This is a genomic window from Streptomyces sp. TG1A-60, assembly GCF_037201975.1.
GTDB lineage: Bacteria > Actinomycetota > Actinomycetes > Streptomycetales > Streptomycetaceae > Streptomyces.
In genome coordinates this window covers 4,873,119-4,897,538 of sequence record NZ_CP147520.1, presented here as the reverse complement: position 1 = coordinate 4,897,538, position 24,420 = coordinate 4,873,119, and the positions used below count along the sequence as shown (strand labels likewise).

Below are 24,420 nucleotides of genomic sequence, written 5' to 3'. Positions count from 1 at the left end.
AGCCTCAAGAACTCCCATCATCGCAGGTCACAAGGCTCTTCCTCGTTACCGGAGAAGTTATCCACAGGTATCGGTCGGTGGATCCGGGCTCAGGAATCGCACCAGCGTTTTTCCACGCCGGGAACGTAATATCGCACAAACTTTTCGATGTCCTTGTGCTGCTGTTCAGGGTCGTCAGGTCCCTTCGCGCGATCCCCCACGAACAGCTCCATCACCAGGGATTGATGATTCACGCCCGTAGGGGATTCCGTGAAAGGCTGCCCACTGTTTGGAATGCATCGGAACCAGACAATAGCACCATCATCCGCAACGCCAGCGCTTTCCACATCCCCAGCCAACGAAACGCGCTTCAGGTTGCTGTACTTATCGGCAGCCTCAAGCGCATCGCGCCATCGTGCACCCTGACGGGAAATCTTGATCGTCAGGCCAAGCTTCTTGTCAATATCGAGACTGCACTGCTCGCCCTCCCCAGGAGAAATCCCCACGACTTCCCGCTCCTCCTCAAGCGACTCGCCTACCGGCAGAAGGGACTCAACGATATCTGCCTCGACCGCGACGTCGCAGACTTTTGCAGGGATCACGTAATCGCGCCCTCCCTTTTCAGGAGAGCACCCACAGACAAGAAGGACAGCACCAATCGCCGCCGGAACACCAAGAGGCTTGAACTTCATGATCCCTTACCTGCCAGATCCTTGGCCGTTTCATTTCCATTATTGGCGGCATTATCAACAATATCTACTGTTCCGTACCGGTCGTCCGGACGGATCGCGCTTGGATTTTCACGTCTCCACTGGTCGGCTAGGGCCTCAAGACGCCCTTCCTTGTCTGTACCGGTAGCCAGATTGTCCCGTGTCTGGTTACTGTCAATGCGTGCCATCTCCTCCTCAAGCCACTTGGCCGTTACGACATCGACGCCTCGCTGCGCCGCGTCACCCACATGTGGAATGAAATTGACCACTCCACCCCACGTGTGATAATCCCACTTCGCATCCCAGGTTGCTTCACTTCTTTGGTCATCAAAGTCCACTTTGAGCCCTTGGTAGCGAGCCTCTTCGAGGAAACCGATCGTGCGCCCGCCCCTGATCAGAGGTTCCTCGTCACCATTTCTTCCGGTATTTATGTCGTAGACGATCTCGCGGTTGATAGCGTCCTGAAGAGTTGCGTAGGAGAACTGGTCCCTGGAAATTTGCTTTGCGACCTCAAGTACCTGCCCCCGATCCAGAGGGCTCTCGCCGTCATTGTGCGCGCTGGTGGCCTGGTGCACTTCGTCGCCGAAATTGCCCATGGCCACAGCCATGGGCGTGCGCAGGCTCGGCGGAAAATCGTTTCCTTCGGCTGAGAGATGCTTCAGCGCACCCTCGAACACCCTGTCATTCACCTCGGAATGAGTAACATAGCCACCCCCCGAGTTGTTCGGGTCGATGCCTGTCGTCGCCGCCACCAAGGCCGCGCCGAAACCGGCCCTGTTCTGCGCGTCCTCGGTGTCGGAGCGGTGGAGGGGGTCGCCCCAGATGCTGTCAGGGTCGTGGGGGTTTCTGTGCCAGTTGCTGTCCTGGACATCCCAGTCCCGTTCTCGCGTCAGGTACTTCAGCCTGTCGTTGTCCTCGGTCTTGCCGTCGTCGGGGTGCGGATCGTTCTTCGGGTCCAGGTAGTTCGCCGCCGCCTCGGGATCGCGGCTCATGATGCCGAGAAGTCCATCCAGCGGATCGTTGGCGAACCATTCGTCGCGCTCCTGGACGAACCGCTTCGGCAGATCCCAGTTGTCATTGCCCTGGTCCGCGCGCTCGGCCGCGATCATGTCGTCCCCCATGTCATGGAGGAAACGGTCGGAGTATCCCTCTCCGTGCTGCATGAGCGTCACGAGTGACTGATAGCCGCGAACCTTCTCGCCCTGCCAGTCGTAGCGCTTCATACCTGCCTCTTTGAGGCCGTCGTTCCAGTTCTTGTAGAACTCCGACTTGGGGTCCTGCGTGGCGGTCGCCATCGCATCGGCGAGGCCCTTCTCCACTCCCAGATAGCGTTGTTGGTTTCGCTGGTCAGAGTCATAGGCCAACGTGTTGAGCTGATTTGTAATCTTGATCGTTCCTTCAGGCCCCACGTGGTTGAGCACTGTCTGGCTGAAGGTCTTGTCATCGGAGTTGTCGCGCATCAGACGCTCCCACTCCTCCAGGTCATCGGGCTTCTCTCCCGCGAGGATCTGGTCCGCGTATTTCTGGGCTTCACGGGCCTCGTAGACCTCGATGTCGCCGACGGCGGAGCCGTTGAACGTGTAGCCCTGGCCCGTGGCCTGGTCGAAGGCGCGCTCGAACCAACTCTTGACGCCCGCTGCCTCATGGAGGGCGAGTTTGACGCCTTGGTCGGCGTCGTCGACGGCTTGTACCGCGTCCTGGATCGCCTTTGTCCAGGTAGCCTCCGCCATCCTCACCTTCAGCACATCCTGGGAGTAACTCGGGTCGGACCGCTTGGAGTCGAGCTTGCTGAGGTCGTAGAGGGCAACGCCCTTGCTGTTCACAGACATGTCTGCCTGCTTCGCCTCTTCCACGGTCGTCTCGACCTGGCTGATCAGCCGGGCGAACTGGGCGTGGGCGTCCCGCAGAAGCGAGGCGATGGCACGGGCTTCCACCTGGGCGGCGGCGAACTGCTCGCGGGTTGCCGAGAACCGGGACGAGGCAGCGCCCGCGCTGACACCGACCCAGGTACCGTCGGTCGCGACACCTTCGACCTTTGCCGCGTAGAGGCTTTCCAGTTCTTCGAAACCGCCTGCCATGTCGTCCCAGTCCTTGGCCGCCGTGGTCAGGAACCCAATCCTGATCGTCACCACGTCCTGGTACGTGAGCATGGTTTGTCTCCCCCGCCGCTAAGCGTCTCGACGCGGGTCAGCCCCCGCGTCGAGCCGGGCAATCCCGCTTCGGACATCAAGATCGATGAACTCGAAGCCCCTCTTGGTCTGCTCCAAGGCTGTCTGGTCCGTCTCAAGACGGTTCTTCAGGTTCGCGACCTGAAGCTCCCACTCCCTGTGCGCGTCCTTCAGACCGGAGCCGGTGTCCCAACCCGCGAACTCACGCACAACAGCGGCCGAGTTCTCCTCGGCATGAACCCCGGCCTTGTCCGTACCCGGCCGGATGTCCTCCCGCAATGCCTTGACCGCAGCCGTCTTGCCCGACGCGTTCGTCTTCAAGTCAGCCGCAGCGGCCGACCCGCCACCACCCGCGCTGTTCAACTGCATGCGGTCCTGCTGTCGTGCCAGCGCGTTCGCCTTCAACTGCTCCCACTCGTCCCACGCCATGCGTGGTCCCCTCCCCGTTTCCCGTCGCACACCGGCGTACTGATGTGGATGTACGACTGCAATGCCTCGGTGATCGAGGAACACGGTAGCGTTTCCGCATCACGTGTCCCCTCCCCACCGGCGCCACAGAGTCCGAGCACCAGAACTCAGACGGCCCCGGGCCCGTAGGGGAGTTGGACCGGCTGAGCCGCTGCTGCCGCGCTCCGACGCCTGCGGATGACGACGAAGGAAGCGATCGCGACTCCGAGGAGTGCGGCTGCGCCGGTCCCCAGCAGGATCCAGACGGTGGTGCCGTCCTTGGCAGCGGAGGCTGTCGTGTCGGCGCTTTCCCTCTCCGCCGGAGTATCGGCGGCATCGGCCGCCGACGGTTGGGCAGACGGCGCCGCGGAGGCCGCCGCCGCGAGGTCCGGGAGGGGGTATTCGTCGGCGGGGCCCGGGTCGCCGGGGTTCTGCAGGGCGATGCGGGGGCGGACGATGCCGTAGCCGATGGAGTCGTTGCGCTTGGCGCCGTCGGTGGGGGCGCCGATGGTGTTGAGCATGACTCGGAGAACCTGGTTGTTGGTCCAGGTGGGGTGCTTGGACCAGATGAGGGCGGCGCTGGCGGAGGCGAGGGCGGTGGCGTCGCTGGTGCCACTGGTCTTACAGAGCCCTGTTTTGCCGCCGCAAGCGTGAACCATGTCTTCGCCGGGGGCAGAAATGTCCACCTCGGGGCCGTACTGGGACCAGGACGCCCGACGGAGGTTCTTGCCCACTGCTGCCACGGCTACGACACCAGGCGTGGCAGCCAGGGGGTTGAAGTGGTGCTGCTTGTCGGCATCATTGCCCGCCGCTGCGAAAACGAGTGAGCCCTTGTCGTGGGCGTACCTGACCGCCTCGGTCAACTCTGGGCTGATGATGCCTCCGCTCAACGAGACGTTGATGACCTGGGCTCCGGAATCGGCCGCGTAACGAATGCCCTTGCTGACGTACGCAGACACTTCAAATGGGCTGACGTCACTGTCATCAGGCATCCGGACAGGGAGGATGTCGACCCCAGGGGCGAGCCCGAGCGCGCCTTTCCCACCTCCATGCGCACCTGTGCCGGCGATGAGTCCGGCCATCCCCGTGCCATGGCCCTCATAGTCCGTATGCTCGTCGCCTGCACGACTCTCGGGAGCAAAGTCCTTGCCGTCGAGTACCCTCCCTTTCAGGTCAGGATTATCCGGATCGACTCCTGTGTCGAGCACAGCAACCGTGACGCCCTTCCCGGTGCTGGTCTGCCACATCTGCTCGGCCTTCATGGCGTCGAGGAACCACTGCTGCTCGCGGATCGACTCGGCATAGGCCGGTGCCCCCGCAGAGCCCACCAGCAGCAGGCCGAGTAGCGCCGATGCCATGGCACGGTGACATCCGTGTCGGGGGCTGGTGGTGTGCATGAGGTTCGCTGTCTCCGTTCCGGGATACACGTCAGTCGACGGCCGGTGGTGCGGTGCGGCTGTTGCCATGCCGTCGGGTCTCCTCGTCGCCGGCAGGGCGGCGTGGCCGAACGTTCCTGTTGCCCGTGCTCGTTGAGGAGTTCGGCCCCGATACGCGAGGAATGCCTGTTCCTCTGTTCTCGCCAGGGCGAACCCCGCTGGGTGCACCGCCTACGATGCCGCCACGCGTCGTACCACCGCCGGAGGTCGTACCGGTTCCGGCCGTCCCACCCGAGCCGCCGGAGCTGCGCACCGTACGGCTCGTCTGTTGCGGAGCGCCTCCGATGACGCCACCGTTCGGCGACGGGAGACTACGACCGGGCGTCGGTCCCTGCTGACCGGCCGTTCGTCCTGTGGGAGTCGCCGTACCGGTGGTGGGGCCCATCGGGGGACGCCCTGTCGAGCCGGGTGGTGCCCCCACCACTGTTCCACGATGGGTGGTTCCCGCCTGCCCGCCCACGGGCGGGGTGACTGGACGACCGCCGATGATGCCGTCACTACCGCCCGGCACACGCGCGGCATTCGGAGATTGGACAGCCTGACCGGCAGGGAACTGAGGCATACGGCCAGGCACGGCCGACCGCCCCTGTGCCGGCGGGCCAGCAGCAGGCATACCCTGCCTGCCCGTCACTGGGGGAACCCAACTCGAGTGCGGAGGACTTCCAAGCCCCTCCAACCGTCCGGCACCGGGCGGACCGCTTGGCGGACCCGTCGCTGTCCGCTTGTCCTGCGGCAGCGTCTCCACAGAATCAATAGCCATCCGGGTCGGAGGCCCATCCACCGACGGCGCGGAGCGCTCTGAAGACCGCGTGTCCAACGATCGCCTCACGTCGGAGGTGTCGGAACCAGTGTCCCTACTCCGAGCCGAATCCAGCGCAGCAACGCCACCGGGCGACGAGGCGCTCTGCTCGGAAGCGCCCGGACGTTCCAGGTCAATGCTCTGAACGGTCCCATCGACCGGCACAATCGCCGTCGGCGGCGGCGCGAACTTGGGCCTCTCCAGCGCGTTCAGCTGCATGGCCGAAAACGCGTAGGCCTGCCCCAGCTTCACCATCTCCGCGGCAGCCTCCTGCCGCACCTTCTCCTTGCCGGCCGCCAGCGCCGCGAGTTCGGCTGCGGACTTGGCGGAGATGGTGCCCGCGTCGGGGTCGTTGTGCGCCACCGTCGCCGCGTCCAGGTTCGCCTGCGCCCCCTCCGCCGTACGCGGGATCGCCGCCTGGGCGCGGGCGATGGCATCGGAGGCCTGGGCCAGCCACTTCGCGGAGCTCTCGCTGAAGTCGCCCAAGCGCAAGGTGGAGTTGGCGAGGTCGGCGGTCCAGGCGCGGAAGGCGTCGGCGCCCTCGCCCTTCCACTCCACCCACTGGGGGCGGACCTTGAGCTCGTCGGCGATCTTGTGGATCTCCTCTGCCGCGGTTGCCAGCCGGTCTGCGGCGGACTGGACCGTGCCGCTGTTGGCCTGGTCGAGCCACTGGAGCATGCGCTCGTGGCTCATGCCGTCGAAGGTGCCGCCCGCCATCAGATCGTGCCTCCCGAGTCGCCGCCGTCCGCCGATGCCTGGGTCCGGTCCGGCGGCGTCGCGTCACGACCGGCGTCAGCGCCCCGCTTCGGCAGACCCGGGTCGTACGCCCCGCCGTAGTGCTCCGTCGTCTCCGCGCTGATCGCCGCCATACGGTCACGGATGTCGAGGTCGATGTTCTGGTAACCCTTGTGGGCGGCGAGAACGGCGATGCCCATGCCCTCCATCGAGTCGGACAACAGCTTCGAGAGGTTCTCCAGTTCGGTGATGACCGTCTCGTACGCGGTGAACAGGCCCGCAGCCTCCGCCCATTCGCCGTTGCCTCCGCCGAACCGGGTGCGTACGAGCTGTTCCTGGCCGACCCTGCCGGGGCCGGCGTCGGACTCCTTGAGGTCACTGATCAGCTGGTCGACGCGCTTCTGGAAGGCCGTGATCGACGACAGTTCGGTGACCAGATCGGTGACCGCGTCCTGTGCGGAGTCGAAGAGGCCGGACACCCACGAGCCACCCGTGGATCCCTCTGACCCGCCGCCGTTCGACATCGCTGCCCTCCCCCTAACGCCAATACCTCACCGACAACTCTAACTACCCCTTGTGACAGTGTCGTTGGGCGGGAACCGCGAACACATGAGTGCTCGTACTCAGATGGCGCTGAAGTGCGGGGAGTTGGCGGTGTTCATGGTCATGGGGCGCGGCCCTCCGGCCCCGCCCCACACCTCACACCTCACACCTCACGTCATGAGTTTCAAGGCAACCATCCCAGGTCACGAAACCCGTCGCGCCCCCGCCGAGGGCACCGCCACGAACACCCGGGGTGCGGCGAAGTCGGCCGCGGCGAAGGCCTCCTCGACCGCCTTGGTGACCGCGTCCGCGTCCGTCGCCTCGACGAGGACGATCGCGGAGCCGCCGAAGCCGCCGCCGGTCATGCGGGCGCCGAGGGCGCCGGAGGACAGGGCCGTGTCGACGACCAGGTCCAGTTCCGGGCAGGAGATGCGGAAGTCGTCGCGCAACGACGCATGTCCGTCGGTCAGGATCGGGCCGATCGCGCGGGTCTCGCCCGACTCCAGGAGGGAGACCACGCGCTCGACGCGCTCGTCCTCCGTCACCACGTGGCGGACCAGGCGGCGGACCTCCTCCTCGTCGCCGAGGCGGCCCAGGGCCGCGTCCAGTTCGCCGTACGCGACGTCCCGCAGCGCGTCGACGCCCAGCAGGGCCGCGCCCTTCTCGCAGCCGGCGCGGCGTTTGCCGTACTCGCCCTCGCTGTGGGAGTGCTTGACCTGGGTGTCGACGACGAGGAGCTGCATGCCCTCGGCGGCCAGGTCGAAGGGGATCTGGCGCTGGGAGAGGTCCCGGGTGTCGAGGAACAGGGCGTGGCCGCTCTCGCAGCAGGCGGAGGCCGTCTGGTCCATGATCCCGGTGGGGGCGCCGACGTAGACGTTCTCGGCGCGCTGGCACAGGCGGGCCAGCTGCCAGCCCTTCAGGCCGAGGTCGAAGAGGTCGTTGAGGGCGAGGGCCACGACCACTTCCAGGGCCGCCGAGGAGGAGAGGCCGGCGCCGGTGGGGACCGTCGAGGTGAGGTGGATGTCCGCGCCGGTGACGGCCGTGTGGCCGGCCTCGCGCAGGGCCCAGACGACGCCGGACGGGTACGCCGTCCAGGCGCGGTCGGCCTCGGGGATCAGTCCTTCCAGAGACAGTTCGACCACGCCGCCCTCGACGTCGTCGGAGTGCAGGCGCAGGACACCGTCCGTGCGCCGGGACACCGCCGCGATCGTGGTGTGCGGGAGGGCGAAGGGCATGACGAAGCCGTCGTTGTAGTCGGTGTGTTCGCCGATGAGGTTCACCCGGCCCGGCGCGGCCCACACTCCCTCCGGCTCCGCCCCGTACAGCTCCTCGAACCGCTCGGCGACGACGACAGCCTCGCTCATCCCCTGACCCTGACCTTTCCGTACTCAACCGACGAACCGACTCGACCAACGAACTGGCTGAGTCGGCACACTACTTGGCGCCCACCAGCGCGAAGGGGACCTACTCGGCGTGCGCCCGCGCGAACTCCCACGCGTCCGCGACGATCCCCGCGAGGTCGGCGCGGGACGGGTTCCAGCCGAGCCGTTCGCGGGCCGTGGCGGCCGAGGCCACCAGGGTCGCCGGGTCGCCGGCGCGGCGGGGGGCGACCACCTCCGGGATGGGGTGGCCCGTGACCCGGCGGACGGTTTCGATCACTTCCCGCACCGAGAAGCCGTTGCCGTTGCCGAGGTTGCAGATGAGGTGCTCGCCGGGCACGGCGGCGTCCAGCGCCAGCAGGTGGGCGTCGGCGAGGTCGGCGACGTGGATGTAGTCGCGGACGCAGGTGCCGTCCGGGGTCGGGTAGTCGTCGCCGAAGACGGAGATCGCCTCCCGCCTGCCCTGCGCGACCTGGAGGACCAGCGGGATGAGGTGCGACTCGGGGTCGTGGCGCTCGCCGCATGGGCCGTACGCGCCGGCCACGTTGAAGTAGCGCAGCGAGACGGCGCCCAGACCGTGGGCCGCCGCCTCTCCCGCGATCATGTGGTCGACCGCGAGCTTCGAGGCGCCGTACGGGTTCGTCGGCTTCGTCGGTGCGGACTCCACGATCGGGGTGGACTCCGGTTCGCCGTACGTGGCGGCCGTGGAGGAGAAGACCAGCTTGCGGACGCCCGCCTCGCGCATCGCGCCGAGGAGCGCCATGGTGCCGCCGACGTTGTTGTCCCAGTACTTCTCGGGCTTCACGACGGACTCGCCGACCTGCGAGAACGCGGCGAAGTGGAGAACGGCGTCGAAGGAGGCGTCCAGCCACTTGGCGGCGTCGCGGATGTCGCCCTCGATGAAGGACGCGCCCGTGGGCACGCCCTCGCGGAAGCCCGTGGAGAGGTTGTCGAGGACGACGACCTCGTGGCCCGCCTCCAGCAGATGCCGGGCGACCACGCTGCCGACATAGCCCGCGCCACCGGTGACCAGGTACTTGCCGCTCATGAACTCGCTACCTCTCGCAGTCGCTCGGCCGCGCGCTCCGGCGGCACGTCGTTGATGAACACGTTCATGCCGGACTCGGAACCCGCGAGGAACTTCAGCTTGCCGGAGGTGCGGCGGATGGTGAAAAGCTCGAGGTGGAGCGCGAAGTCGTCGCGGTTGACGCCGTCGAACTCCTCCAGCGTGCCGAACGGCGCCTGGTGCCAGCCCGCGATGTACGGCGTCGGAGACTCACCCTCGCCGAAGATCCGGTCGAAGCGCCTCAAGAGTTCCAGATACACCTTGGGGAATTCTGCGCGCGCGTCCTCGTCGAGGGCGAGCAGGTCGGGCACGCGGCGCGTGGGGTACAGGTGTATCTCGTACGGCCAGTGCGCCGCGTACGGCACGAAGGCGACCCAGTGCTCGGTCCGGAGCACGATCCGCTCGTCGGCGAGCTCCCGCTCCAGGACGGCGTCGAAGAGGTTCTCCCCGCCCGTCGCGTCCTTGTGGGCCGCGAGGGAGCGCAGCATCAGGGCGGTGCGGGGGGTGGTGAAGGGGTACGCGTAGATCTGCCCGTGCGGGTGCCCCAGGGTCACACCGATCTCGGCACCGCGGTTCTCGAAGCAGAAGACCTGCTCGACGGAGGGGAGATGGGACAGTTCCGCGGTGCGGTCGGTCCACGCCTCCAGGACGAGCCGGGCCTGCTCCTCGGTCAGGTCGGCGAAGGACGCGTTGTGGTCCGAGGTGAAGCAGACGACCTCGCAGCGGCCGGAGTCACCGGCCAGCGACGGGAAGCGGTTCTCGAACACGACGGCGTCGTACGAGGAGTCGGGGATCTCGCTGAGCCGGTCACCCTCGGAGGGACAGAGCGGACATTCGTTCGCCGGGGGATGGTAGGTGCGTCCCTGACGGTGCGAGGCGATCGCGACGGAGTCACCGAGCAGCGGGTCCCGGCGCACCTGCGACGTGGTGACGGTGCGCTCCAGGGGCCTTTTGTCCACCGCATCGCGCACGGTGTCGTCGCGCAGGTCGTAGTAGATCAGCTCACGACCGTCGGCCAGCCGGGTCGAGGTCTTCTTCACGCGGGACTCCCCATCCGTACCGCAATCAGCGATCAAGCCATCGATACAAACGATCAATCAGTGCATCAAACAGAACCGAACACATCAAAGCACAGGTTCAGACGCACGTCACCGTCTCAAACAAACAAAGACCACCAGAACACCAACTGGAGTGGGCTGCGCATGGCGAACCTCACCGCCGAGCCACGACTCCCCGTCGACCGGCTCGACCGGCTCGACCGGCTCGACCGCACGATCCTCGCCCTCTGCTTCGTCGTCCTCGGCATCGGATGAGCTGAAGTCCGCCACGGCCGCCCAGCTCTTCGACATCCGCCGCATCATCGGCGGCCTCTTCGTCGTCCACGCCGTCATGGTCACGGCACGACAGGTGCGCCTGGGGTCCGAGCTGCGCAGACCGCGGGAAGCGGCGGGCGAGTCCGCCAAGGAGGTGGCGGGGCTCCTCGGAGTGAGTTCGGCGCACATGAGCCAGATCGAAGCCGGGAGTTCGGCGATCAGGGAGGAGCGGCTGCGGAGGCTGGCGGCTCACTGCGCCTGCGCGGACGGGGAACTGATCGAGGCCCTCGCGTCGATCGCGACCGACCGCACGCGGGGCTGGTGGGAGGAGTGCAGAGGAGTACTGCCCCCGGTGAACCTGGACTTGGCCGAGGCGGAGCACCACGCGGGGTTCCTGCGTGAGGTCGTCATCACTTACGTTCCCGGACTCCTCCAGACCCCGGACTACGCGCGGGGCTGTCGCTCGTGCCGGTACGGGGCCGGTGACCCGACGACGTCGCGGGTCACCGGCCCCGTACCGCGCTGTGCCGCGGGATGCTCCTACGGTTGTCAGGCCAGCTTGTCGGCCTGGGCGGTGACGAGGTCGGCCGGGAAGTCGAAGTCCTTGCCGGATGTCAGGGAGGCGAGGTTGACCGAGGTGAACTGGGCGAGGGTGGAGCCGGTACGGAAGACGACGACCTTCATCGGGCCCTCGCCTCCGTCCACCGAGGCCATGGCACTGAACGCGACCGCCTCGTCGCCGGCCTCGGGCGCGGTGTCCTCGGTGACCTTGGTGACCTTCTGCTTCTCGCCCAAGGCGGTGCCCTGGAAGCCGCCTGCGCACGTGGTGACCGCGTCGCTGACGGACTTCAGCGCGGCCTCGGCCACCTCGGGACTCTTGTAGGAGGCGAGCACGACCATGGTGGTGGACACGTCGAACGCCGCCTCCAACACCTCCTCCGGATCCGCGTCCTCGGCGACCGCGCTCTTGTCGGGTTCGGCGATCGCCTGCCGGTTGGTGGACGCGGGCGGCTCACCCGGTGTCACCCCGGCCACCGCCTGGGCGACGGGCATGCATGCCTCGTCGTCGGCGCTCACATCGTCCTGGGCCGCCACATCGCCCGCGCCCGGCTCCTTGATGCCGTAGCCCTCCACATCCCCCTCGGCGAGGGAGGCCTTGCCGAGTTCGGCGGCCGTGAGCGGCTTGGCGGCCCCGCCACTCTCGGCGCTCTGCGTGGCCTGGGCCGAGGCCGACTCCTCACCCGCGTCGCCCTCACTGCCCGAACCACCACAGGCGGTGATCAGGGCGAGGGGAAGGACGAGCGCCGCGAGGGCGGTGGCACGGGTACGGCTGCGGCGTATGCCGGATCTGTTCACGATGGGGTACGTCTGCCTTCTCTGTTGCTTCGGTTCTGTCTTCGGTTCTGTCTTCGGTGCTGCCCGACCAGTGTTATCGCACATCGACGAAGTCGGCGGCACTTTTTCCCCGCCCGTGGTGGAGTTGCCGTGATACACCCACCCCCATTAGCCGTCCTCGGCCGAAAATGACGATGGTCTTGAGTTACAGCGGGCGGGAGGCCAGCCTCCAGTTCGGTGCGAAGGGTGACAGCGCCTCAGCCACCGCCGAGGAAGGAATAGTTGCGGCCGAGCTCGGTAAAGCCACGGCGGGCGTACCAGTCGCGCGGCCAGTCGTCCATGTCCGCGATCAGGAGTAGATGAGGGATCTCGGCAGCGGCGGCCAGCGCCAGGCCAGTGGCGAGCAGGGTGTCGCCGTGGCCCTGCTCACTGTGTGCTGCGGCGGTGACCAGGTCCTCCAACGGGGCCAGCCCAGCGGTCCGGTCGAGGTAGAGGTCGGCCCAGGCCGCGATCTCCCCGTCAGGTGCACGGGTGGCAAGGAAGAGTACTGTCTCGGCGCCGCGCAGTCGGGCGATGCGGCGCTCGGTGAGCTGATGGGCCAGGTCCTCATCAGGGCTCCAGTCCAGTTGCTGGCGGAACACCGCCGCTCGCAGCTCGTCCAGCTCGATCGGCATTCACGCGCTCAAGGAGATCCGACATCCCGTCATGGCCGGCCCAAGCGCTGCGGCAGGCAACCACTTTCCCTGTTGCCAGCCCATGTCGTGTTTCCTGGCGGCGTCGCCGCTGTGGGCTTGAGCGCCGAAGGGGGCGGAGTGCGGTGTCGAGCGGAGCGCTCGGCGTTGGCGCGACCAGCCACAGCCGGGCACCGCAGCCGAGCACCACAACCACCGCCGGGCCGCAGTCAGCCTGTCGGCCGCAGCCGGCCCGCCCGGCGGGCCGGGGGTCACCGCGGCTCCGGGCCCGCCTCTCGCGGAGCGTGCGACACCGGCCCCGCCCGGTCCAGCAACCCCGTGCGGGCCGCCAGCGCCGCCGCCTCCAGTCGCGATCCGACGCCCAGCTTCATCAGGACCCGCTGGACGTGGGTGCGGGCGGTGGACGGGGCGATGCCCATGCCGGCCGCGATCAGTCTCGTGTCCTCGCCGTCCGCGACCCGCACCAGCACCTCGACCTCTCGCGGGGTCAGCATCTGGAGCAGCCGCTGACCCTCGTCGTCCGGCTGGGCAGCGGGGTTCAGCAACTCGCCGAAGGCGCTCTGCAACAGCTGGGGCGCCACCGCCGCCTCCCCCGCGCGGGCCTTCATGATGGCCCGCTCGACCCCCTCGATGCGCTCGTCGTGCCGTACATAGCCCGAGGCGCCCGCGGCGAACGCGGCGGCGATGCCGCGCGGACTGGGCACCGGCCCGAGGACCACCACCGCCACCTGCGGACGCTCCCGCTTGATCCTGACCACCGGGTCGAAGATCCCCGGCTCGGCGGGTGCCGCCGTGCCGAGCAGGCACACCTCGGGTGCCCTTGTGATCACCAGCTCCGCCGCGCCCGCCGCGGGCGCCGCCGCGGCGAGCACCCGGTGCCCCCGCAGCTTCAACGCCGAGGCCAACGCCTCGGCGAGCAGTCGGTGGTCGTCGACCACCATGAGCCGCACTCCCATCGAGCCACCCCACCCCCCAGTCCCCCAGTGGTTGCCAACTATGGCCGCCCACTGGTCCTCACGGACAGAAGCCCCCCGACTTCCCCGTCTGCTCCACCGCTCTCATGCCCCCGGAAGCTACACGCTTGTTCGACGTTGCGCTCCCCCTCTCGGTGAGAAGTGCCCCGGATTACCGAAATTCCCTCCCATTCGAGCGGGATGAGGGATACGTGCACGGCCCCGCCCCTGAGCAGGGGCGGGGCCGTCGCGGGAGGCCGAGGGGGCGCGTGGGGTTACTTCGTCCCGAAACCGAGCGCCGTGTACTCCTTCTCGTCGTCCGAGTACGGCTTGCTGACGAGTTCCGAGCCGATGAACCACCGTCCGTCGGTGTAGAGCATCTCGCTCATGGTCGGCGTCATGGCGCTGATCGCGCGGAGGACCGATTCGGAGGACGGGGTCTCCAGCAGCGTGGTCTGCTTCAGCGTCTTGCCGTCGACGGAGACGACCTGGGCGCCCTTGTCGTACGGGCCGTCCTTGAAGGCGATGATGTTCGGTCCGTCCATGCGGATCGGGAACAGCTCGTGGTCGTCGCCCGCGTCGACGCGGTCGCCGGTCGACTTACCGGTGGCCAGCGAGAAGGAGACGATCTCGTTGGTGGAGCTGTACTTGGCGGTGCCGTCGTGCCTCTTGGTCGGCATGTACACCTTGTCGTTGCCGACGTAGACGCCCTTGCACGCCCAGACGCCGCGGACGGGGCACTCGTGGTCGTACTTGTCGTCCGGGATGGAGATCTTGGCGCGCAGCTTGCCGCCGTCGTCCAGCGAGAAGATGTCGGTGGTGCCGGTCAGCGGGACATCGCTGCCCGTGACCACACCGAAGACCACCGGCTTGGTGGAGATGATCTTGGCGCGCTGGATGCCGGAGGGCACCTTGTAGGTCCACTTGACGCTGCCCGTCCTGGGGTCGAGCAGCTGGATCTGGAAGGTCTCGCTGCCGTAGTCGCCGCACTTGCGGACCGCGACCAGCTGGGCGCCGCCCGCGTAGCCCTCGTCGGTGCACTCGCCGGCCTTCGGCGACCACAGCACCTTGCCGGAGTTGACGTCGAAGGCGGCGCCGCCGGAGTAGCCGCCGGCCGCGGCGACCGTGGTGCCGGAGATGGTGACCTCGCCGAACGGCACCTTGCTGCCGCTGACCTCGGCGCTCTTGGTCCACACCTCCTTGCCGGTCTCCACGTCGAACGCGGTGACCTCGGTGCAGGGCTGGCGGTCGTCGTTGTTCTTGCGCTTGGCCGACTCGGTCACCACCACCGCGATGCCCTCGGTGGTCATCTCGCGGGAGCCCGCGCAGGTCTGGCCGGCCAGGTCCAGCGTCCACTTGGACTTCCCGCTGTCCGGGTCATAGCCGACGATCTTGTTGAGGGCGGACTTGGCGTACGTGGTCTCCGTCAGCCAGGAGCCCTTGACGCTGTCGATCTGGAGCTTTTCCTTGACCTCGTGCGCGGGCACCTGGAAGAGGAGCTTCGCGCTGGTGCTGGACGGCACCTTCTCCTGCGCCTTCGTCGGCACCTCGACACCGCCGGTGGACGAACCGCCGGACGAGGAGGTGCCTCCGTCGTCACCCTTGGGGTCCTCCTCGCCGCCGGTCGTGCCCTGCGAACTGGCGGTGTCCTTCTTGGCGGTGTCGTCGCCCTTGGAGGAGGCGTACCAGACGCCGCCGCCGACGATGAGCGCGATGGCCGCGACCGCCGCGGTGATGATGATCGCCGTGGAGTTGACCTTCTTCTTGCCGCCCGGACCCCCGACCTGCGGATGCATCGGCATCGTCTGCGGCGGGTAGCCGTACGGCGGCTGGCCGTACGGGCCCGGCTGCGGCGGCTGGCCGTAGGGACCGGGCTGGCCGGGATAGCCGTAGCCGGGCTGCGGCGGAGGGGTCTGCGGGTAGCCGTAGCCCGGACCCTGCGCGGGCGGGGGCGTCTGCGGGTAGCCGTACCCGGGGTCCTGCGCGGGCGGGCCCTGCGGCGGGGGCGTCGGGGCGCCGAACCCGCCGGGCGGCGGGGGTGTGGGCGCGCCGAAGCCCCCTGCGGCGGGGTGTCCTGCGGGGGCTGCGCCGGGGGCTGGCTCTGGGCCGGGGGCTGGCTCTGGGCCGGGGGCTGGTTCTGGGCCGGGGGCTCGGAGGGCGGCTGGTCGGAGGGCGGGCCCGGCGGCTGGTTCGGCGGGGGCGGCGGCTGCGTCATGTCGTGGATACCTCGGAGCGGATCTTGGAGCACGGGTGAGGGAGGGACGGGGAGGTCGACGAGGAGGCTCGACGGGCCGGTCGGCGGCCCGCGGCGGTCACGCGCGTCACTTGCCGTAGGCCAGCATCAACTTCTCCTTCGCCTCGTCGTTGCCCGTCAGCCGGGCGGTGGAGAGGTAGAAACGCCCGTCCACGTAGTCGATCGCTTTCGAGTAGAAGCCGTCCTCGATCTTCGCGGCGCTCGCCGGCATCCGCAGGAGCGTGGTCGCCTTGTGGCTGCTGCCGGTGGTCGGGACGGACACGATCCGGCCGCCCTCGTCGCGCGACGGCGACACATAGGCGATGAGCTTCGATCCCTCGGCCTCGACCGGCTCCATCGTCACGTCGGCGGGGGCCTTGACGCGCCACTTCTCCTTGCCGGTCGCGAGGTTCAGCGCGACGATCTCGTTCGTGCCGTCCTTCTTCTCGGTCGGCAGGTACAGGGTGTCCGCGGCCACCGCCACGCCCTCGCAGGCGCCCAGGTCGCGGTCCATGAGGTAGCCGCACTCGGGCGCGAACGTGTCGTCGGCATCGACCTGCGAACGGGTCCTGCCGTCACCGCCGAGTGTGGAGATGTTCCAGGTCTTCTCGTCCTCGTTGGTGAGGTAGAGCACGACCGGGTCCACCGAGTAGGCACGCTCGACCTTCCAGCCCTTGGGGATCTTCCGGGTCCACTTGGCCTTGCCGGTCCTCGGGTCGAGTTCCTGCACCTCGTCGTGCTGCTTGTCGGTGGTCGCCGCGCAGGAGGAGACCGCGACCAGCCGCTCGCCGCCCGCGAACCCGGAGGGGTAGCAGGACTGGCCGTACTTCTTCTTCTCCCACAGCTGGTCGCCGGTCTTCACGTCGAGTGCCACCCCGGACTGCGAGCGGGCCGCCAGCAGGGTGTCGCCGCTGAGGGTCAGGGCGAGGCCGTAGGTGCCGTCGAATAGGGCGCCCTCCTCCAGCTTCGTGGACCAGCCCTTCTCCCCGGTGTTCAGGTCGATCTGCTGGAGCTGGTTGCAGCGGCTGGTGCTGGAGGCACCGCTCTGGTGGGCGACGACGATCTTGTCGTCGCTCGTCGCCTCCGGGGTGACCGCGCAGATCTCGTAGTCGAACTCGACGGCGTCCCAGGCGGGGGCGCCGCCATCGACGTCGAACGCGAAGAGCTGCTTGTACGCGGCCTTCACCGCGACCTTGTCGGTGACCCACAGGCCGGGGGCGTCCGCGCCGGAACCGGGGGCGTCGGGCGCGCTCTTGTACCAGAGCACCTTCGCCTCGCCGTCCTCGCGGTCCGCGTTGAGGTCGGAGACGTCGAGGTCCTCGCCGCCGTCGCCGCTGCCGTCGCCCTGGTTGACGGGTCCGGTGGGCGAGGGGGACGGCTTGCCGTCCTCGGTCGGGCTCGCGCTCTCCTTGGCGACCGGCTTCTCCTCGCCGGCGCCGCCGAGGGTCGTCACCGCGAACACCGTGCCACCGACCACGAGCAGCGCGGCCACCGCGGCACCGATGACCGTCGCGGGCCTGCCCTTGAAGGGGTTCCTGGAGCCGCCGCCCGGCGGCGGGGTGGGCACGCCCGGGTACGGGGGGTGCGGATAGCCGTAACCGGCCTGCGGCGCGGGGTTGTACGGGCCGGGCTGCTGCGGCTGCCCGTACGGACCGGGCTGCGCGGGCTGGGCGTACGGGCCCTGCGGCGGGGGCGTCTGCCGGGGGTAGCCGTAGCCGGGGGCCGGTACGGGAGGGCCCTGCGGCGGGGGCGTCTGCGGGTAGCCGTACGGCTGTTGCCCCGGTGACTGCGGTGACTGCGCCGACGGGTCCTGCGGAGCTCCGAAGCCGCCCTGCGGCGGCTCGTTGGGTGGCTGAACCATCAGCGCTCTCCCCCTGTTCGCTGCTTTCGAGCCACCCGTGGTCACGCGTGGTGTCGCTTCTCAGACTGTTCTCAGACGGCTCTTTCTATCACTGCGACGCCCCAACGGACGGGGCCGGTCGCTCCCCTGTTCCCAAGGGCGGACCGGCCCGTGATGCCGCCGTTACGCTCCTTCACGCCCCCTTCACGGGACGCGCGTGCCGTGCGTTGTACGCCTCTCGCAGGCGTGGCACCGTGTTGGCGCCGGGCAGGGGACGCGCTCTGAAGGGGCGCGGGGCTGTGTCGATACGCGGCTCCGCCGCGTGGGCGCGAGCAACCACCGCCAACCCGCGCCCGGCATCGAACAACAGCCCAACGGCGAGCAGCCGCCCCGCTCCACCGCTACGCGTCCTCGGCGAGTTCCAGCCACCGCATCTCAAGCTCTTCCTTCTCGCCGAGCAACGCCCGCAACTCCGCGTCGAGTTCCCCCACCTTCGCAAAGTCCGTCGCGTTCTCGGCGATACGCGCGTGCAACTTCGCCTCCTTCTCGGAGACCTTGTCCAACTGCCGCTCGATCTTCTGGAGTTCCTTCTTCGCGGCGCGGGCGTCGGCGGCGGAGACGCCCTTCTCCGAGGCCGGCTTCACGGCGACGGGCGAGGCGGCGGCAGCGGCTTCCTCCATCTTGTGGCGCCGCTCCAGGTACTCGTCGATCCCGCGCGGCAGCATCCGCAGCGTCGCATCGCCGAGGAGGGCGAACACCTTGTCGGTGGTGCGCTCGACGAAGAACCGGTCGTGGGAGATCACGATCATCGACCCGGGCCACCCGTCGAGCACGTCCTCCAGCTGGGTAAGGGTCTCGATGTCGAGGTCGTTGGTCGGCTCGTCGAGGAAGAGGACGTTGGGCTCGTCCATCAGCAGCCGCAGCAGCTGGAGCCGTCGCCGCTCACCACCGCTGAGGTCGCCCACCGGCGTCCACTGCTTCTCCTTGCTGAACCCGAACATCTCGCAGAGCTGCCCCGCCGTCATCTCGCGCCCCTTGCCGAGGTCGACGCGGTCGCGGACCTGCTGCACGGCCTGGAGCACCCGCCAGGTGGGGTCGAGTTCGGCGACCTCCTGGGAGAGGTAGGCGAGCTTGACCGTCTTGCCGGTGACGACCCGCCCGGCGGCCGGCTGCCGCTCCCCGTCGCTGCGGGCGGCGTCGGCCATGGCCCGCAGCAGGGAGGTCTTGCCGGCGCCGTTGACGCCGACGAGCCCGACGCGGTCCCCCGGGCCGAGCTGCCACGTCAGATGCTTCAGCAGCACCTTCGGCCCGGCCTGGACGGTGACGTTCTTCAGGTCGAACACGGTCCTGCCCAGCCGGGTCGACGCGAACTTCATCAGCTCGCCGGTGTCGCGCGGCGGCGGTACGTCCGCGATCAGCTCGTTCGCGGCCTCGACCCGGAAGCGCGGCTTCGACGTACGGGCGGGGGCTCCGCGCCGCAGCCACGCCAGCTCCTTGCGGACCAGGTTCTGCCGCTTGGTCTCCTCGGTCGCGGCGATCCGTTCCCGCTCGGCCCGCGCGAAGACGTAGTCGGAGTACCCGCCCTCGTACTCGAAGACCGATCCCTTCTGCACGTCCCACATCCGCGTGCACACCTGGTCCAGGAACCACCGGTCGTGTGTGACGCAGACCAGCGCGGACCGCCGCTCACGCAGATGGCCGGCCAGCCACGAGATGCCCTCCACGTCCAGGTGGTTGGTGGGCTCGTCGAGGACGATCAGGTCCTGCTCCTCGATGAGCAGCTTGGCGAGCGCGATGCGCCGCCGCTCGCCGCCGGAGAGCGGTCCGATGACGGTGTCGAGCCCCTGCGGGAACCCCGGCATGTCGAGCCCGCCGAACAGCCCGGTGAGCACGTCCCGGATCTTGGCGTTCCCCGCCCACTCGTGGTCCGCCATGTCCCGGATGACCTCGTGGCGGACGGTGGCCGCCGGGTCCAGGGAGTCGTGCTGGGTCAGCACGCCGAGGTGGAGACCGCCGGAGTGGGTCACCCGCCCCGTGTCGGCCTCCTCCAGCTTCGCGAGCATCCGGATCAGGGTCGTCTTGCCGTCCCCGTTCCGCCCCACGACGCCGATCCGGTCCCCTTCGGAGACGCCGAGCGAGACCCCGTCGAGCAGGGCGCGGGTGCCGTACACCTTGCTGACGTTCTCGACATTGACCAGGTTGACGGCCATTACTCTCCTGCCACGGGGACGATCGACCCTCCAGGGTAGTCGGCGCCACGGAGGGGTGTGACGGGGCGGCGGGGCGGGACGCCGGGTGGGGGCGGGCGGGCCGGGGCGGGGCGTCACCCGGGCTGTCGGACTACGGGACGACAGTGGCCCCCGGCGCGGGCGAGTCGGCGACCCGCGCCGCCCCGCACGTGCCGGACGCGAGCAGCCTCTCGGCGACGGAGCGCGCGGATCCGGCGTCGCGGGCGAGGAAGGCCGTGGTCGGCCCCGAGCCGGAGACGAGCGCGGCGAGCGCGCCGGCCGCGCGGCCCTCGGCGAGGGTGTCGGCCAGCTTCGGGAAGAGCGAGAGGGCGGCGGGCTGGAGGCCGTTGGAACCCGGCAGGAAGGCCGCGAGCGCGTCTGCGTCCCCCTTGGCGAGCGCGTCGAGCAGCACCTGGGAGGCGACGGGCTCGGGGACGACGTCGTGCTCGTGGAGCCGGTCGAACTCGCGGTAGACGGCTGGCGTGGAGAGCCCGCCGTCGGCGACCGCGAAGACCCAGTGGAAGGTGCCGCCCACGTCGAGGGCCCGGAGCTGCTCGCCCCTCCCCGTGCCGAGGGCCGCCCCGCCCACCAGGCTGAACGGCACGTCGCTACCCAACTCGGCGCAGATGTCGAGGAGTTCGTCGCGCGAGGCGTTCGTGCCCCACAGGGTGTCGCAGGCGAGGAGCGCGCCGGCCGCGTCCGCGCTGCCGCCGGCCATGCCGCCGGCGACGGGGATGTCCTTGGCGATGTGCAGACGCACGGCCGGCTCGATGCCGTGCCGCGCGGCGAGCGTGAGCGCGGCACGGGCGGCGAGGTTCGTACGGTCCAGGGGGACCCGGTCGGCGCCGGGGCCCTCGCAGGTGACGGTCAGCTCGTCGGCGGGGGTGGCGGTGACCTCGTCGTACAGCCCGACGGCGAGGAAGACGTTGGCCAGGTCGTGGAAGCCGTCGGGGCGGGCGCCGCCGACCGCGAGCTGGACGTTGACCTTGGCGGGGACGCGGACCGTCACGCTCACGGCTGGCTGGGCTCCTCGGTGTCGGCGACGCGGTTCTCGGCGATGGCGGCGAACTCCTCGACCGTCAGGGACTCGCCGCGGGCCTGCGGGGAGACCCCGGCGGCGACGAGGGCGGCCTCGGCGGCGGGCGCGGAGCCGGCCCAGCCGGCGAGGGCGGCCCGCAGCGTCTTGCGCCGCTGGGCGAAGGCCGCGTCGACGACGGCGAAGACCTCCCGCCTGGTGGCGGTGGTCTTGACCGGCTCGGTCCGGCGGACCAGTGCGACGAGACCGCTGTCGACGTTCGGCGCCGGCCAGAAGACGCTCCGGCCGATCGATCCGGCCCGCTTCACCTCCGCGTACCAGTTCGCCTTCACCGAGGGCACGCCGTACACCTTCGAGCCCGGTCCGGCGGCGAGGCGGTCGGCGACCTCCGCCTGGACCATCACGAGGGTGCGCTCGACGGTCGGGAAGGTGTCGAGCATGTGCAGCAGTACGGGGACGGCGACGTTGTACGGGAGGTTCGCGACGAGGGCGGTGGGGGGCGGGCCGGGGAGCTCGGTGACGTGCATCGCGTCCGAGTGCACCAGGGCGAAACGGTCGGCGCGGGCGGGCATCCGGGCGGCGATCGTCGCGGGCAGCGCGGCGGCGAGCACGTCGTCGATCTCCACGGCCGTGACCCTGTCCGCCACCTCCAGCAGGGCGAGGGTGAGGGAGCCCAGGCCGGGACCCACCTCCAGGACCACGTCCTCGGGGTGGACCTCGGCGGTCCGCACGATCCTGCGGACCGTGTTCGCGTCGATCACGAAGTTCTGGCCGCGCTGCTTGGTGGGCCGCACGCCGAGCGCGCCCGCGAGCTCGCGGACGTCGGCGGGGCCCAGGAGGGCGTCGGAGGTGGGGCTGGTCACGGCACAAGGGTACGGGGCGGGGGGTGTGCCCCCGCCCCCTCATGGCTCGGGGATGCGGATCGGTGGGCGGGCGCGGGTGGGTCGTGGTTGCTCGCGCGGTTCCCCGCGCCTGCGGGAGACGGCCCCGGCGGGCCGAACGGCAGGGGGCGCACCCCCTGCTGTCCGGGGGCGCGGGGAACCGCGCGACCAGCCCCCGCCCACCCGCGGACGCCGAACAGACCGAACCCGCGAGCTCTCCCCCGCCCGGGGAGGACCTCAGCCCCGCAGCCGCGCCCCGCAATGCGGCCAGGGGCTCGTCCCCCGCTGGACGTACAGCTTCTTCGCGCGGAGGGTCTGTTCGGCGGCGGACGCGTCCTGGGGGCGGCCCCGGCCGCCGAGGCTCTGCCAGGTCTGGGTGTCGAACTGGTAGAGGCCTCCGTACGTGCCCGAGGGGTCGACCGCGTTGGGCCGGCCGCCGGACTCGCAGGCGGCGAGGCCGGACCAGTTCAGCCCCTCCGCGCCCGCCACGGACGTGGGCATCGGCTTCGTACCGACCTTGACGATCTGGTCCTGCGGCTCGCGGACGATCTCGGTCTGGAGGAGCCGGGGCCGCTGCTCCACCCCGTTGACGGTGCGGAGCGCGTACGTGACGCGGCGGGTCCCCGTGCGTCCGGCGCGCTCGACGACCTCCGTGCCCTGGAAGAGGGACGGGTCCTCGGCGCGGCGTACCCGGAAGGGGATCAGCTCCTCGCGGACCTCCCTGGACGCGGTCACCCGCAGCACGGTCACGGTCTGCCCGTCCCGGGGGAAGCTCGACTGCGCGACGGAGACGGTGTCCTCTCCGCGCAGGGTGATCCCGGCCTGCTCCACGACCTCCCCCACGGTCGCCGCGTTCGTCCGGATCGTCCGCGTCCGCCCGTCCGCCATGATCGTGACGGCGCGCTCGGTGCGGACGTCCAGCTCCAGCCCCGTCCGCCCGATGCGCTGGGAGCGTGAGGTCGACACGTACGCGCCCTCCGCGCGCACCCCGAGCTGCCGGAGCGCCCCGTCCACCGTGCGGGCGGTCGTCCAGACCTTGCGCCGCTGGCCGTCGAGGGTGAGGACGACGGGCCGCCCGTAGTGCACGGCGACCTCGTCACCACTGCTCAACGCCGTACCGGGGGCGGGGGCGACGACGTCGTGGGCGCCGACGGCGACACCCTCGTCGGCGAGGAGTTCGGTGACGTCGTCGGCGAAGGTGTGCAGCGTGCGCGGCCGTCCGTCGACGGTCAGCTCGATCGCCTTGTCCTTCGCCACGAACGCGGAGGTCCCGCCCGCGAGGAACGCCACCACCAGCGCCTGCGGCACCAGCCTCCGCAGCGGGGTCGGCCGCTCGGCGGCGCGTCTGCGCCGCGCGGACCGCCGGGAGGAGGCCCGGCCGGCACCGGTCGGTTCGGGGGCCCACTCTCCCAGGTATTCGTAGGCGGGCCGGTACGTGTCCTCATGGATCCCGTACGGCAGCGTCCCGGCGCCGTACGCCGGCTGCCGGCGCGTACCGTCCGGGCCATGGCTCTCGTAGGTCTCGTACGACGACTGCACGTTGCTCACGACGACACGCTCCAGAGGGGATCCGGGTCCGGGTCGGGCGACGTGAACCTAGCGGACCGCGGTCACCCTCCCAAGCAACGCGGTCACGCAGTGTCGCGACACGGGTCGCTGATCATCTTTCTGGGTCCCTCGGACGGCCGACGAAACGTGACCCGTCAGTAATCGAACGCCCTCGCCGTGTTCACCGCTATCGCCGTCGCCAGCGCGTCCTCGTCGATGTCCCGCACCGCGGCCATCGCCCGGACCGTGACCGGAATGAGATACGGGGCGTTGGGCCGTCCGCGGTACGGCGCGGGCGTCAGGAAGGGCGCGTCGGTCTCGACGAGGACGAGTTCGAGGGGGGCGACGGCGAGGGCGTCGCGCAGCGGCTGGGCGTTCTTGAAGGTCATGTTCCCGGCGAAGGACATGAAGTAGCCGTGCGCGGCGCACACGGCCGCCATGTCGGCGTCACCGGAGTAGCAGTGGAAGACGGTGCGCTCGGGCGCGCCCTCCTCCTTCAGGATCCGCAACACGTCGTCGTGGGCGTCGCGGTCGTGGATGACCAGTGCCTTGCCGCGCCGCTTGGCGATCTCGATGTGGGCGCGGAACGACCGCTCCTGGGCGGCCTTGCCCTCCGGCCCGGTCCTGAAGTAGTCGAGCCCCGTCTCCCCGACCCCCTTGACCTGCGGCAACGCGGCCAGCCGGTCGATCTCGGCGAGGGCGTCGTCGAGCGCCGCGTCCCCGCCCGCCGGGCGCGCGCCCTGCCGGGACCAGCCGTCCGGGTCGCCGTGCACGATGCGCGGCGCCTCGTTCGGGTGCAGCGCGACCGTCGCGTGGACGGCCGCGTACCGCTCGGCCGTCTCGGCGGCCCAGCGGGAGCCCTTGAGGTCGCAGCCGACCTGTACGACCGTCGTCACCCCCACCGAGGCGGCCTTCGCGAGGCCCTCCTCGACCGTGTCGGACTGCATGTCCAGATGGGTGTGCGCGTCCGCCACCGGCACCCGGAGGGGCTCGGGGAGCGGGGGCGCGGCGTTCCTGTCGTTCTTGCCGGAGTCGTTCGAAGGCATGCCCCGATCCTACGAATCGTGGGATCGGGGCATGCGCTCCAGGCTCGCCGGGG

General features: G+C 69.6%; 19 protein-coding genes and 1 pseudogene. 1 reads left to right on the top strand and 19 read right to left on the bottom strand.

All coding sequences use genetic code 11. The features are described 5' to 3' along the window. Window positions 1-89: 89 nt before the first annotated feature. The 9 genes from WBG99_RS21300 to galT form a co-directional block, all read right to left on the bottom strand. A complete protein-coding gene (locus WBG99_RS21300; RefSeq protein ID WP_338897815.1) occupies window positions 90-671 on the bottom strand; it encodes a hypothetical protein in 582 nt (193 codons plus the stop codon). After that, window positions 668-2,839 carry a DUF6571 family protein gene (locus WBG99_RS21295; protein WP_338897814.1) on the bottom strand — a complete coding sequence of 724 codons (2,172 nt, stop codon included), beginning with the start codon at window positions 2,837-2,839 and terminating at the stop codon, window positions 668-670. Before WBG99_RS21295 ends, WBG99_RS21300 begins: the two co-directional genes overlap by 4 nt. An 18-nt stretch (window positions 2,840-2,857) precedes the next feature. Then, a complete protein-coding gene (locus WBG99_RS21290; RefSeq protein ID WP_338897813.1) occupies window positions 2,858-3,286 on the bottom strand; it encodes a hypothetical protein in 429 nt (142 codons plus the stop codon). A gap of 146 nt (window positions 3,287-3,432) precedes the next feature. Further along, window positions 3,433-4,662: a type VII secretion-associated serine protease mycosin gene (gene mycP / locus WBG99_RS21285; protein WP_338897812.1), complete on the bottom strand. Its 1,230-nt coding sequence runs from the start codon at window positions 4,660-4,662 to the stop codon at window positions 3,433-3,435. A gap of 70 nt (window positions 4,663-4,732) precedes the next feature. Continuing rightward, on the bottom strand, window positions 4,733-6,256 hold the full coding sequence (locus WBG99_RS21280; RefSeq protein WP_338897811.1) for a translation initiation factor IF-2: 1,524 nt from the start codon (window positions 6,254-6,256) through the stop codon (window positions 4,733-4,735). Next, on the bottom strand, window positions 6,256-6,753 hold the full coding sequence (locus tag WBG99_RS21275) for a hypothetical protein (protein ID WP_338897810.1): 498 nt from the start codon (window positions 6,751-6,753) through the stop codon (window positions 6,256-6,258). Before WBG99_RS21275 ends, WBG99_RS21280 begins: the two co-directional genes overlap by 1 nt. 267 nt (window positions 6,754-7,020) lie before the next feature. Beyond that, window positions 7,021-8,181 carry a galactokinase gene (gene galK, locus WBG99_RS21270; protein WP_338897809.1) on the bottom strand — a complete coding sequence of 387 codons (1,161 nt, stop codon included), beginning with the start codon at window positions 8,179-8,181 and terminating at the stop codon, window positions 7,021-7,023. A 100-nt stretch (window positions 8,182-8,281) separates the two neighbouring features. Beyond that, window positions 8,282-9,244 (bottom strand): UDP-glucose 4-epimerase GalE, encoded by a 963-nt coding sequence (gene galE, locus WBG99_RS21265; RefSeq protein WP_338897808.1) that lies wholly within the window; start codon window positions 9,242-9,244, stop codon window positions 8,282-8,284. Further along, complete coding sequence (gene galT / locus WBG99_RS21260) at window positions 9,241-10,302, bottom strand: galactose-1-phosphate uridylyltransferase (protein WP_338897807.1); 1,062 nt, start codon at window positions 10,300-10,302, stop codon at window positions 9,241-9,243. The genes galE and galT overlap by 4 nt, the downstream gene beginning before the upstream one ends. A 349-nt stretch (window positions 10,303-10,651) precedes the next feature. On the opposite strand from galT, the pseudogene WBG99_RS21255 reads away from it, so the two are divergent. Continuing rightward, window positions 10,652-11,032, top strand: a pseudogene (locus tag WBG99_RS21255) (Scr1 family TA system antitoxin-like transcriptional regulator); the annotation flags it as partial. Between the two features lie 92 nt (window positions 11,033-11,124). On the opposite strand, the gene WBG99_RS21250 reads toward WBG99_RS21255, so the two are convergent. The 10 genes from WBG99_RS21250 to WBG99_RS21205 form a co-directional block, all read right to left on the bottom strand. After that, window positions 11,125-11,931 carry a hypothetical protein gene (locus WBG99_RS21250; protein ID WP_338897806.1) on the bottom strand — a complete coding sequence of 269 codons (807 nt, stop codon included), beginning with the start codon at window positions 11,929-11,931 and terminating at the stop codon, window positions 11,125-11,127. A gap of 236 nt (window positions 11,932-12,167) precedes the next feature. Beyond that, window positions 12,168-12,584 carry a hypothetical protein gene (locus WBG99_RS21245; protein WP_338897805.1) on the bottom strand — a complete coding sequence of 139 codons (417 nt, stop codon included), beginning with the start codon at window positions 12,582-12,584 and terminating at the stop codon, window positions 12,168-12,170. A gap of 269 nt (window positions 12,585-12,853) precedes the next feature. After that, entirely contained in the window at window positions 12,854-13,558 is a 705-nt protein-coding gene (locus tag WBG99_RS21240; RefSeq protein ID WP_338897804.1) for a response regulator transcription factor, read from the bottom strand. A gap of 272 nt (window positions 13,559-13,830) precedes the next feature. Beyond that, complete coding sequence (locus tag WBG99_RS21235) at window positions 13,831-15,351, bottom strand: PQQ-binding-like beta-propeller repeat protein (protein ID WP_338897803.1); 1,521 nt, start codon at window positions 15,349-15,351, stop codon at window positions 13,831-13,833. A gap of 525 nt (window positions 15,352-15,876) precedes the next feature. After that, a complete protein-coding gene (locus WBG99_RS21230) occupies window positions 15,877-17,649 on the bottom strand; it encodes a PQQ-binding-like beta-propeller repeat protein (RefSeq protein WP_338897802.1) in 1,773 nt (590 codons plus the stop codon). 380 nt (window positions 17,650-18,029) lie between these two features. Continuing rightward, a complete protein-coding gene (locus WBG99_RS21225) occupies window positions 18,030-19,838 on the bottom strand; it encodes an ABC-F family ATP-binding cassette domain-containing protein (RefSeq protein ID WP_338897801.1) in 1,809 nt (602 codons plus the stop codon). Between the two features lie 130 nt (window positions 19,839-19,968). Next, complete coding sequence (locus tag WBG99_RS21220) at window positions 19,969-20,871, bottom strand: 4-(cytidine 5'-diphospho)-2-C-methyl-D-erythritol kinase (protein ID WP_338897800.1); 903 nt, start codon at window positions 20,869-20,871, stop codon at window positions 19,969-19,971. Continuing rightward, window positions 20,868-21,755 carry a 16S rRNA (adenine(1518)-N(6)/adenine(1519)-N(6))-dimethyltransferase RsmA gene (rsmA, locus tag WBG99_RS21215; RefSeq protein WP_338897799.1) on the bottom strand — a complete coding sequence of 296 codons (888 nt, stop codon included), beginning with the start codon at window positions 21,753-21,755 and terminating at the stop codon, window positions 20,868-20,870. The genes WBG99_RS21220 and rsmA overlap by 4 nt, the downstream gene beginning before the upstream one ends. Window positions 21,756-22,010: 255 nt before the next feature. Continuing rightward, on the bottom strand, window positions 22,011-23,321 hold the full coding sequence (locus WBG99_RS21210; protein ID WP_338897798.1) for a ubiquitin-like domain-containing protein: 1,311 nt from the start codon (window positions 23,319-23,321) through the stop codon (window positions 22,011-22,013). Between the two features lie 155 nt (window positions 23,322-23,476). After that, a complete protein-coding gene (locus WBG99_RS21205; RefSeq protein ID WP_338897797.1) occupies window positions 23,477-24,367 on the bottom strand; it encodes a TatD family hydrolase in 891 nt (296 codons plus the stop codon). Between the last annotated feature and the right edge of the window lie 53 nt (window positions 24,368-24,420).

Bases quoted from the DNA above. Each gene is read 5' to 3' on its own strand.
- WBG99_RS21235 (WP_338897803.1), bottom strand. From the start codon at position 15,351: ATGCATCCGCAGGTCGGGGGTCCGGGCGGCAAGAAGAAGGTCAACTCC.
- WBG99_RS21300 (WP_338897815.1), bottom strand. From the start codon at position 671: ATGAAGTTCAAGCCTCTTGGTGTTCCGGCGGCGATTGGTGCTGTCCTT.
- WBG99_RS21225 (WP_338897801.1), bottom strand. From the start codon at position 19,838: ATGGCCGTCAACCTGGTCAATGTCGAGAACGTCAGCAAGGTGTACGGC.
- WBG99_RS21230 (WP_338897802.1), bottom strand. From the start codon at position 17,649: ATGGTTCAGCCACCCAACGAGCCGCCGCAGGGCGGCTTCGGAGCTCCG.
- WBG99_RS21240 (WP_338897804.1), bottom strand. From the start codon at position 13,558: ATGGGAGTGCGGCTCATGGTGGTCGACGACCACCGACTGCTCGCCGAG.
- WBG99_RS21295 (WP_338897814.1), bottom strand. From the start codon at position 2,839: ATGCTCACGTACCAGGACGTGGTGACGATCAGGATTGGGTTCCTGACC.
- WBG99_RS21290 (WP_338897813.1), bottom strand. From the start codon at position 3,286: ATGGCGTGGGACGAGTGGGAGCAGTTGAAGGCGAACGCGCTGGCACGA.
- galE (WP_338897808.1), bottom strand. From the start codon at position 9,244: ATGAGCGGCAAGTACCTGGTCACCGGTGGCGCGGGCTATGTCGGCAGC.
- WBG99_RS21280 (WP_338897811.1), bottom strand. From the start codon at position 6,256: ATGGCGGGCGGCACCTTCGACGGCATGAGCCACGAGCGCATGCTCCAG.
- WBG99_RS21245 (WP_338897805.1), bottom strand. From the start codon at position 12,584: ATGCCGATCGAGCTGGACGAGCTGCGAGCGGCGGTGTTCCGCCAGCAA.
- WBG99_RS21205 (WP_338897797.1), bottom strand. From the start codon at position 24,367: ATGCCTTCGAACGACTCCGGCAAGAACGACAGGAACGCCGCGCCCCCG.
- mycP (WP_338897812.1), bottom strand. From the start codon at position 4,662: ATGGCATCGGCGCTACTCGGCCTGCTGCTGGTGGGCTCTGCGGGGGCA.
- galK (WP_338897809.1), bottom strand. From the start codon at position 8,181: ATGAGCGAGGCTGTCGTCGTCGCCGAGCGGTTCGAGGAGCTGTACGGG.